This window comes from Candidatus Eisenbacteria bacterium, from assembly GCA_013140805.1.
Classification (GTDB): domain Bacteria; phylum Eisenbacteria; class RBG-16-71-46; order RBG-16-71-46; family RBG-16-71-46; genus JABFRW01.
This window is the reverse complement of record JABFRW010000187.1, coordinates 1-9,158: the sequence shown is the minus strand read 5'-3', so window position 1 is coordinate 9,158 and position 9,158 is coordinate 1. Positions and strand designations below refer to the sequence as shown.

Annotated in this window: 7 protein-coding genes; 3 read left to right on the top strand and 4 right to left on the bottom strand. The window is 69.7% G+C overall.

All coding sequences use genetic code 11. The features are described 5' to 3' along the window. Positions 1-61: 61 nt before the first annotated feature. A complete protein-coding gene (locus tag HOP12_14315) occupies positions 62-730 on the bottom strand; it encodes an RNA polymerase sigma factor (GenBank protein NOT35314.1) in 669 nt (222 codons plus the stop codon). A gap of 132 nt (positions 731-862) precedes the next feature. Between HOP12_14315 and HOP12_14310 the strand changes: the two genes are divergently transcribed. Together HOP12_14310 and HOP12_14305 are read left to right on the top strand one after the other, a co-directional pair. Continuing rightward, positions 863-1,288 carry a hypothetical protein gene (locus tag HOP12_14310; protein NOT35313.1) on the top strand — a complete coding sequence of 142 codons (426 nt, stop codon included), beginning with the start codon at positions 863-865 and terminating at the stop codon, positions 1,286-1,288. Between the two features lie 114 nt (positions 1,289-1,402). Continuing rightward, a complete protein-coding gene (locus HOP12_14305) occupies positions 1,403-2,089 on the top strand; it encodes a hypothetical protein (GenBank protein ID NOT35312.1) in 687 nt (228 codons plus the stop codon). A gap of 25 nt (positions 2,090-2,114) precedes the next feature. On the opposite strand, the gene HOP12_14300 is transcribed toward HOP12_14305, so the two are convergent. Then, a complete protein-coding gene (locus HOP12_14300; GenBank protein ID NOT35311.1) occupies positions 2,115-5,000 on the bottom strand; it encodes an AAA family ATPase in 2,886 nt (961 codons plus the stop codon). Next, entirely contained in the window at positions 4,997-6,247 is a 1,251-nt protein-coding gene (locus HOP12_14295; protein NOT35310.1) for a DNA repair exonuclease, read from the bottom strand. Before HOP12_14295 ends, HOP12_14300 begins: the two co-directional genes overlap by 4 nt. Before the next feature lie 355 nt (positions 6,248-6,602). Here HOP12_14295 and HOP12_14290 point away from each other — a divergent pair, with 355 nt between their 5' ends. Next, a complete protein-coding gene (locus HOP12_14290) occupies positions 6,603-7,307 on the top strand; it encodes a tetratricopeptide repeat protein (GenBank protein NOT35309.1) in 705 nt (234 codons plus the stop codon). On the opposite strand, the gene HOP12_14285 is transcribed toward HOP12_14290, so the two are convergent. Beyond that, on the bottom strand, positions 7,304-9,158 hold a 1,855-nt coding region (locus HOP12_14285; protein ID NOT35308.1), incomplete at its 5' end, for a hypothetical protein. The two genes, HOP12_14290 and HOP12_14285, sit on opposite strands and share 4 nt — an antisense overlap.

Genomic DNA, 9,158 nt, shown 5'->3' with positions numbered 1-9,158 from the left:
GTTCGAGCTCGAGGCGCTGCCGCACCGAGCGAATCGAGTTCGCGTTCGAACCCCTCGCAGTTCACGACGTCTCCCCCGTGACCCACGCCTCGCGAAGCGCCGCGCGCGCACGGCTCAAGTGAGTCTTGACCGTGTTCTCGGGCAGCTCGAGTACGCTCGCGACCTCGAGCACCGAGCGGTCGTGGTAGTAGAACAGTGTGACTGCGGCGCGCTGCATGGGGCTCAACTGCTCGATCAGTCCTTCGAGTCGCGCCGCAGTCGCAAGTGCCGCGGCGGCGCGTCCCGCCACCGATTCGATGATCGGCTCCGGGGCGTGCTCGAGCGCGATCTCCCGGGCGCGGCGGGCCGTCAACATCACGGCACGATCGAGCGCACGGCGCACCACGATGCGATGCAGCCAGGTCGAGAACGCTGCCTCACCGCGAAACCCCGGAAGCGCGCGCCACGCGCGAACGAACGCGTCCTGCGCGACTTCCTCCGCCACTCCGCTGTCCCTCACGATGCGAAGCGCCAGCCCGTAGGCGCGATCGCGATGCCGCTCGACCAGCACTCGGAAAGCGGCCTGGTCGCCGCCGCGGGCTCGCTCGACCACCTCGCGCTCGGCCTCTGCGGCAGCACTCTCGGCGCGCAGCGAATGCGGCCGCGCGGCATCGGGTCGCACCGCACGGCCCGCATCGGTCGGGGCCGACGGCCACGCCGCGGCACCGGAATCCATGAAGGGGAGGTCCATCGCCTGCATAGACGGCCACAACCCCGTCCGGGTTTCAAACCGGGTGAAACCCCGGCGCGTCCGCACCGGTCCCAGCAGTACCACCCGGTGCCGGGATCCATCCGCCGGCCGGATTCGCGAAAGGACCTCACCATGCCGATCGATTCCGACTTCATCATTCCGTTTCTACTGTTTCTGCTGCCCGTGATCGCGATCATCGGGGGCATCGTGTCCGGCATCATCAAACAGCTGGGTCGCCAGCGGCTCATCGAACTGGCCCAGCAGGAACGGATCGCGGCGATTCAGCGCGGGCTCGACCCCTCGCTGCTCGCCCCGCTGCCGGTCGACTCGATCGCGAACCTCGACGTGTTCACCGGACCCGAGTCCGATCGCCGCCGCTCCCAGAGCTTCCTCGTGAGCGGGGTCATCACGATTTTCGGCGGGCTCGGAATCCTCGTCTTCCTGCTCATGATGAAGGTCGACTCGGTGCGCCCGATGTGGGCGGTCGGCTTGATTCCGATCATGGTAGGAATTGCACTCGTGATCTCGGCGATGCTGCTGAGGCCGCACAAGCGCTAGCAATTCTGCGGTAGACACCGAAGGGCGCGGGGTGGAGACTGTCGCGGGATCCATCCCGCTCCCCTCGGGGTATCAAGCGCCGACCGGGCGCCCTCACGGGTCCACGGATACCGCATGCGACTTGCCAGACCTCTCGTGCTTCACCCGCGGTTCGTGGGCTCCGCGCTGCTCGCGTGCCTCGGGGCCTTCGTCCTCTCCACGTCCGCTCGCGCAGGCTTCGAGCCGGTTTCGAACTCGCAGTGCATCGGAGCACACCGACTCGGCCCCGATTCGAGCGTCGCCACCGGGAGCCGGGCACTCGGCCCCTCGCGCGGCCTCGCACAGACGTTTCGCACCGACGACACGCTGGTGCGCGCGGTCACGGTGTGGCTACCGGGTCCCTCACGAGTCCTGCGCGCTCCGCTGCGCGTCTATCTGACGCTTGCCGACCACGCCGGTCGCCCGCGGCTCGATCAGATCATCGCCGAGGGGCCGCCGGTTTCGCGCGGCGCGGGCGACGGCATTCGTCCTTCCCGCTTCGAATTCACGTTCTCGCCGCCGCTCGCCCTTCCGGCGCGCGGCACGTACGCGGTGGTCGTGATCGCGGATGAATGCGGTCTCGTTTCGCTCCTCACGCGCGACGAGCTTCGCGCCGCGCGGCAGCCGCTGTGGGAGGTCGCACGGCGCGGGTGTGCAGGCTCGATCTCCGAGGCGCGCGGCGAGCTGTCCGATCACCAGCTCGTGATGCAGGTCGAAGTCTGCGATCGCGGCACCATGGTGAGCGGCCGCACCTGGGGCGAGATGAAGGCGCGTTACCGCTGACTCGACCCTCGGGTCGGCCGGGCGGCTACGAAGCGCGGGAGAACGCGTTCGCGTCGACCCACCGGACGCGCGCGGCGTAGAGCTCGGGATCCAGCGCCGCCAGCGCCTCGTGACGCTTGCGATGACAGGTCAACAGAATCACCTGATGCTCGTTCGCGAACTCCGCGATCAGCAGCTTCATGGCGGCACGCGTGCGATCGTCGTCGCTGGTCACGAACACGTCGTCGAGCAGGAACGGCACCGGGCTGTGACCGCGTGACAGGAACTCGCTGACTGCGAGCCGCACCGCGAAGTAGAGCTGGTCGCGAGCACCCGCCGACAGCTGAAGGTCCGCCTTGCCGCGCGCGAGCTGCTGCCCGTCGGCAACCTTGATCGAGAAGTCCAGGTCGTCGCCGAATCGCAGCTGCTGGATCCCGCTGCCGATGCCGTTGAGCAACGTGCTGACGCGCTCGTTCAGGTAGTCGGCCCAGCGGCGATGCGTGTCCGCGGCCACCTTCTGGATGGTGTCGCGCGCGGTCTCGACCGCGTGCTTGAAGCGCCGCGCGCGCAGCAGCGCCGCCTCGACCCGTTCCTTTTCGAGCACGCGCACCGGATGCTCGCCGCGGCACCGGCGTTCGGTCTCCTCGACCTGAACGCGCAGGTCGGTGCGACGACGGATCACCTGGTCCAGCTCTTCACGCGTTCGACGCGATTCGGTTTCGATCTCGACCGGAGTGCGCGGGGTGCGCGCGCCGAACGAAGCGAGCCCCGCCTCGATCGAAGCGAGCTGCGACTGGAGCGCTTCGACCGCCGACGGGTCGAGCAGTCGAATGCGCTGGGCCGGCAGCAGGTGTTCGGTGATGGTCGCCCACCGCACGCGGCCCTGGACGCGACCCGCCAGCTCCTGCGCGTGTTCGTCCCAGGTACGGGTCGGCTCGTAGCTGAGCCCGGCGGACTGAAGGATGCGGATCGCGCGTTCGTGGAGCCCGGCGGCCTGCGCCTCGACCACGCGTCGCTCGTCGTCGATCCACGAGAAACGGCGCTCCAGATCGCGCGCGGCCTGCAGCATGGAGTGGGAACGGCGGATCTTGTTCGCGACCGATTCGAGCCGTTCGGGATCGGGGTCGCCACCGCCGATCGAGGCCAGCACCTCGCGCGATTGCTCGAGGGCCTCGCGGCGACGCTGGTCGAGGCTCGAGAGCTGCTGCTGGGCGCGCAGCGCCGGTGCGCTCTCGTCCGAGAGCCGCGCGTACTCGTTCCACTCGCGCAGCAGATCGACCTGATCGCGATAACCCATCTGGCGCGACAGCACCTGCAGCGTGACGTCGGTCTCGGCGCGCGCCTGCTTGAGCGCCGACAGCTTGCGCTGCGATTCGGTGAGCTGGCGCAATCCGTCCTCGCGGTCGCCGGAGCGCGCCCGCGCGCCGACGCCGAGCAGGATGCCGCCGATCGCGAGCAGGCCTGCGCCACCCGCCAGCAGCCCGGTCCACAGCACCTGCAGACCGTTCAGGATCATGATCGAGCCACCCGCGACCGCGGAGGCGAGTCCGAGCGCGACGAAGAACCAGCCCGGCATCAGCCAGCGATTGCGCATCGCGTCGATCTCGCGCAGCACCTCGCTGCCCTGGGTGCGCTCGCGCTCGAGTGTGGCGACCTCGGTCTGATACGCGAGCTGCATGTCGGACTGGCGTCTCAGCACCGCGACGCGCTCGGCGGGCAGCGAGCCGAAGCGCTCCTGCAGCCACTGCAGACGCTCGGGCTCGTGGCCGGAGCTCGCCAGGCCGTCGCGCAGCGTGAAGACCTCTTCGCGCAGCCGCTCGTCGTCCTCGGAGATGCGACGCAGTTCGGACGCCAGCGTGACGCACCGATCGGCGTCGCCGGCCGGCAGTTTGGCGTAGACCTCGAGATCCGCCAGCTCGCGAGTCAGCGACTCGCGCTCGCGCGAGATCTCCTCGCGCCGGCGGGCTTCGAGCGCTTCCAGATTGCGCTTCGCTTCTTCGTATCGACCGACCGTCTCGCGCAGGCTCGCTTCCGACGTCACCGGAAGGTGGGCGGCCTGGGCGAGCCCCGCGGCCTCTTCCTCGAGCCGCGTCACTTCGGCGCGGATCTTCGCGTCGTCATCGAGCTGGCGGCGCACGTCCCCGGCCAGCGCGCTCTGGCGCTCGGCCTCGAGGTTCGTCAGCTCGGCACGCGCGGTACGCTCGTCTTCCTCGAGACGCGCGAGCGCTTCGAGCGGCTCGCGAATCTGGTCCAGGTCGTGCTCGAGCGTATGGAGCTGGACTTCGATGTCCTTGCGCTTGAGTTCGAGCCTCTGGATCGTCGTGTCGACCTGCAGCGTCGAGTCGAGTTCCGCGCACTGGTAGCGCTTGAGTGCCGCGTCGAGATGCTTCACGGCCTCGGTCGCACTCATGTCACCGAGCTTGGAGTCGGCCGCGCTCTCGAGTCGCGCGCGCAGCGAGGAGCCGGAGCGATCCCGCGGATCCGAAGGAATCACGCGCTGCACCTCGCCCTGGGTGATGCACGAGCACTTGATGAACTCTTCGACGTCGAGGCCCAGCAGCTTCTGCCCGACCGGAAAGCGGTCCTTGCCGTCTCGGAACTCGGCGGTCACCTCGCCGCCGCGATCGTCGAAGATCTCGATCGTGTCGCGTTCGAAGTCCCGCTTGATCGTGAGCCGGCGGCCATCCGCGTCGACTTCCAGCTCGACCCGGAAGTTCCCGCCGTTCCACGGGCGCCAGCGTTCGCGCGGCGTCACCACGCGATGGCTGCGGCGATCGTCTTCGAGACCGTAGAGACCAGCGGTGATGGCGGCCAGCAGCGTGGACTTGCCGCGCTCGTTGTCGTCGACCAGAACGGTCACGTGCGCGGGATCGAAGGAGAACTCGCCCTGCAGCGCCCCGAAACGGTCGAGCTTCACGCGGAGGATCTTCATCGCGATTCCTCCGTCGTGCTCTCGAGTTCCTCGTAGGCCGGCACTACTTCGCCGAGCCGGAATGCATCGAGCCCGTAGAACAGGGCGCTCTCGATCAGGGCGCGCTGCGCGGGATCGGCTTCCTTCTCGATCTGATCGAGCAGGGTGCGCGCGAAGCGCTCCTCGGTGGTGGATGGATCCTTCGCGCGGTAGGCCGCGACATCGTAGTCGGGGCGCACCCGGCGCCAGTCGAGCTTCAGGTGCCAGACCCGCGCCTGCACTTCGCTCGAGGCCTGCGCCATGCGCACCCCGCGCGCGAGCCGGCCCGCGAGGCGCACCGTGACGAGATCGTGTTCGCCGGCACCGGCGCGTTCGATCGCCTGCTGAATGCGACGATCGACCTGCTCGGCGCTCGCGCAACCGCTCACGTCGGCCTCCGCGTCGATCACGCGGCGACGATCCAGTTCGACCATCTCGGTCTCCACGAACGGCTGGCGATGGTCGTACTCGATGCGCACTTCGAGTGCGCCGTGCACGCCGATCTCGGTCGGGTCGAGTGCCGCCGCCGAGCCCGCGTAGGCGAGTCGCACACCGTTCGAGGCGCCCTGATTGCCGGTCAGCCGCGACGAAGCGTGGTAGTGGCCGACCGCGAGGTATGCGAACGGTGACTGCGTCGCTTCGTCGTCCGAAAACGGCGCGGTGATCTTCTGGCCGGGCGGGCACTGGCCCTCGCGCGAGCCGTGGAACAACGCGACGTGGAATCCATTCGCATCGGGGCCCGAAACCTCGCGCAGCGCGTCCGGGGCGAGCGGCCGTTCGAGCGACGGTACGTTCGCCGTGAAGCAGCGCCCCCACACCCGCACGCCTTCGAGATTCGGCACCGAATGCGAGCTCCACTCGGGAGTGACGAACACGTGCACGTGGGCCGGCCACGCGATGCCGCGTCCGGCCAGCAGTCGCGGATTCCAGTAGAGGCTCGAGTCGGAGGCCGGATCGTGATTGCCGGGCGTGATGAACACCGGCGGGCATCCGGGTACTTCGAATGCGGCGACCGCGGAGCGCACCGTGTCGGTGTCGACCCCCTCGGCGTCGAACAGGTCACCGGGAATCAGGATCGCATCGACGCCACGTTCGATCGCGATCGAGACGACGCGCTCCAGAATGCGGCGCTGCTCACGACGACGTTCGTCCTGACGGTCGTTCGGCAGCCACCCGAAGGGCCGGCCGAGATGCAGATCGGAAACTTGAAGGAAGCGGGCGAGCGCCATCGTCCGTGATGCTCTCCGTGGGCCGCAGCGTGGATGCGCTCCTGAGCGCCGCGACCCGTCTCGCGCGCAGGAAGTGGCGCGAGTCGCGCGCACGCGGCGAGCGCGAATCGGCCGCAATCTATCAGGTCGCCTGCGACTGCGGCAAAGAAATGTACTCGCGTCCGAGGCGTGATGCGTCCGCACCCGAAGCGCAAGCGACGTAAATCGATGCCGGCGACGCGCGTGAGGACGCGAGGAAGTCATCGGCCAGCCGGCGCTGACACTTCAGCGCTCAAATGCGGTCGCGAGGGAACGTCGAAGTACCGCCGCAGATCGATTGCGGAGCCCGAAATGCGCGACTAGTGTGGGTCGTCTGATGACCGACCTCTCCACTTCCGCCTGGGGCTGGCGTCCCGGGCCGACGCTCCTCTTCATGGCGCTGCTCGGCCTGCTGCTGTCGGTGGGTCTGGTGGTCGCGCTGAGCCCGCGAGAACGCCCGATCGGCCTGCCCGACGATCCCGATACCCGCGCGGCGCGCGAGCTGGTGCACGAGAATCTCCCGATTCCGCCGCGCGGGCTGGTGCTCGAGACCGCGATCGCGGGGGAGTCTCCGGTTGCGGAGCTGGATTCGCTGAAGCAGCAGCGCCTGGCCGCCGCACATGGACGCCTGCGCCGCGCCGCGCGCCTGCACCCGCGCGACGTCCGCGTGTCGCTGGCGCTCGCCCACCTCGAGCTCGCCGCCGGACGCTACCAGCGCGCGGCGCGCGAGTATCGGGCGATCGTCGCGCGCAGCCCGCATTACGGCGAAGCACGACTCGGGCTCGGCGTGGCACTGGCACTTCAAGCCGGCGCTCCGATGGACGAATTGCACGCGCGCCAGCAGCTGATGCAGGCGCTCGGTCAGTTCGCGAACGTGACGCCCGATGATCCGGCCTACGCGGCGGCGAGCTTCGATCGGGTGCGGCTGTTGGCGCAGGTCGGGCGCGAGCGCGAAGCACGCGAGGTGCTCGCACGGGCCCTTGCAGTCGCTCCGACGCCGCGCTGGACCGCGCGCTACCGGGCACTCGGAGACGAATTCTAGGGCGCCTGCCGCGCGTCGAGTTCCTTCAACATTCCGAGCCCCTCCGCGTTGCCGGGCTCCAGCTCGAGAAAGCGGGTCACGGCGAGGCGTGCCGCCGGGTAGTCCTCGAGCAGGATCAGCACGTTCGAGTAGCTCAGCCACCCGATCGAGTTGTCGGGGTCCTTGGCGAGCATCCGCGCGTAGGCGGTGCGAGCCAGCGCGTAGTTGCCCGAGCGCGCGGCCGCGAGCCCCCACTGGTGGAGGATGCGCGGGCTGGGTGCGAACTCGACCGCCTCGGTGAACGCGGCGGCGGCACGCGCGAAATCCGTCCGCGCGGCGTCCTCGCTGCCGGACTGCAGCGCACGCGTCGCCAGGCGGAAGTGCCGCGCGCCCAGATAGTCGAACGTCATGCCGCGCTGCTCGTCGCTGCGAGCCGGAGGCTCGTCGACGAAGGCGTGCACACGCGCGAGTCCGCCCGCCAGATCATTGTGGAGCGCCAGCCACTGCGCGGTCGCCGCGAGCGTCGCGAGTGCCACCGCGACGCCGAGCCAGGCGTGGGCGCGACGCGTCTCGAGCAGCCGCCCGATGCCGAACGCCACCACCAGCGAAAGCGCCGCCCCGGCCGCCGCAAAGTCGTCCCAGTCACGGAACAACCCTTGCGCGGGATGGATGAACGGCATCACCGCGAGCATCGGCACTGCAAGTGCGAGCAGCGTGACGCCTACCCGAACATTCGCCGGGTCGGCCGGCCCACGGTCGCGCATCACGCGACTCACGAGCCACGCGACCAGCGCGGCGAGCATCGCCGGGGCCAGCAGCCCGAGCAGATTGGCGAGGTCGGCCGGGCGCGGCGGCAGCAGCAGCGCCCCGAACACCCCGTGCTCTCGGACGATGCGGGGCGTGAAGTGGATCGAATCGAAGCGGCGCGACACGTCGATCAGCCTCGGGAGGTGCGCCGCGAGAGTCGCGAGCGGGATCAGCACGCCCACCCACGTCGCGGGCCGGCGCCACAGGCGGGCTCCGTGCGCACGGGTGGCGAGCGCGAACGCGATCATCAGTCCCGGGAACAGTCCGAGCCCCGAGCGGTGGAACGCGATGGCGAACGCCACCGCGATGCCGAGCCCCACGGCGCCGCGTCCGCCGCGCACCAGCGTGGCCGCCGAACCTCCGGCGGCGACCACGCACGGCACCAGCGCGGCGAATGCCTTGAGATAGCCGGTGAACATTCCGAGGTAGCCGCCGAAGGCGAGCACGCAGGTGGCGGTCGCGGCCGCCGCGCCGGTCAGTCCCAGCGCGGCCGAGGCGCGGGCCGCGAATACCGCGAGCAGCGCGGCCTCGAGCGCACCGATCAGTCGACCGGCGGCATCGGCCGAGAACCCGAAGCGGTTTCCGAGTTCGACCGGCAGTCGATAGTGAATGAACAGATCGAGCGGCATCGCCTGCGGCGAGATCTTTCCGGCGTCGTACTGGATCGAGACCGAGCCCTGCCGGATCAGGAAGTCGCCAACGAACTGCACCTGATCGGGCCACGCCACCACCAGCGCGACGACCGCGACCACCACCGCCGCGCGCGCCACCCAGGCGCCGCGCGCCAATGCGTCGCCGAAGCGTGCGAACGGCGCGGCGACGACACCGGCCAGCGGCGGGATCAGCGCGAGTGCGGCGAGCGCCCACCACGACCAGCCGACCACCGGAGACGTGAAGCGCAGCAAGTTCAGAGACCAGGCGTGCATCCCGGTCGTGGTGGTGAGCCACGCGCGCGCGATCGCGAGCACCACCAGCGTTCCCCACAGCGCTGCCAGCGCCGGATCGGCGAGCGGCCGAGACGCGCGGTCGGTGCCCGCGCGCGCGTCGTCGCGCGTCGTACTCGTC

Excerpts from the sequence above, each read along its gene's own strand:
- HOP12_14300 (NOT35311.1), bottom strand. The coding sequence starts at position 5,000 with ATGAAGATCCTCCGCGTGAAGCTCGACCGTTTCGGGGCGCTGCAGGGC.
- HOP12_14290 (NOT35309.1), top strand. The coding sequence starts at position 6,603 with ATGACCGACCTCTCCACTTCCGCCTGGGGCTGGCGTCCCGGGCCGACG.
- HOP12_14310 (NOT35313.1), top strand. The coding sequence starts at position 863 with ATGCCGATCGATTCCGACTTCATCATTCCGTTTCTACTGTTTCTGCTG.
- HOP12_14305 (NOT35312.1), top strand. The coding sequence starts at position 1,403 with ATGCGACTTGCCAGACCTCTCGTGCTTCACCCGCGGTTCGTGGGCTCC.
- HOP12_14295 (NOT35310.1), bottom strand. The coding sequence starts at position 6,247 with ATGGCGCTCGCCCGCTTCCTTCAAGTTTCCGATCTGCATCTCGGCCGG.
- HOP12_14315 (NOT35314.1), bottom strand. The coding sequence starts at position 730 with ATGGACCTCCCCTTCATGGATTCCGGTGCCGCGGCGTGGCCGTCGGCC.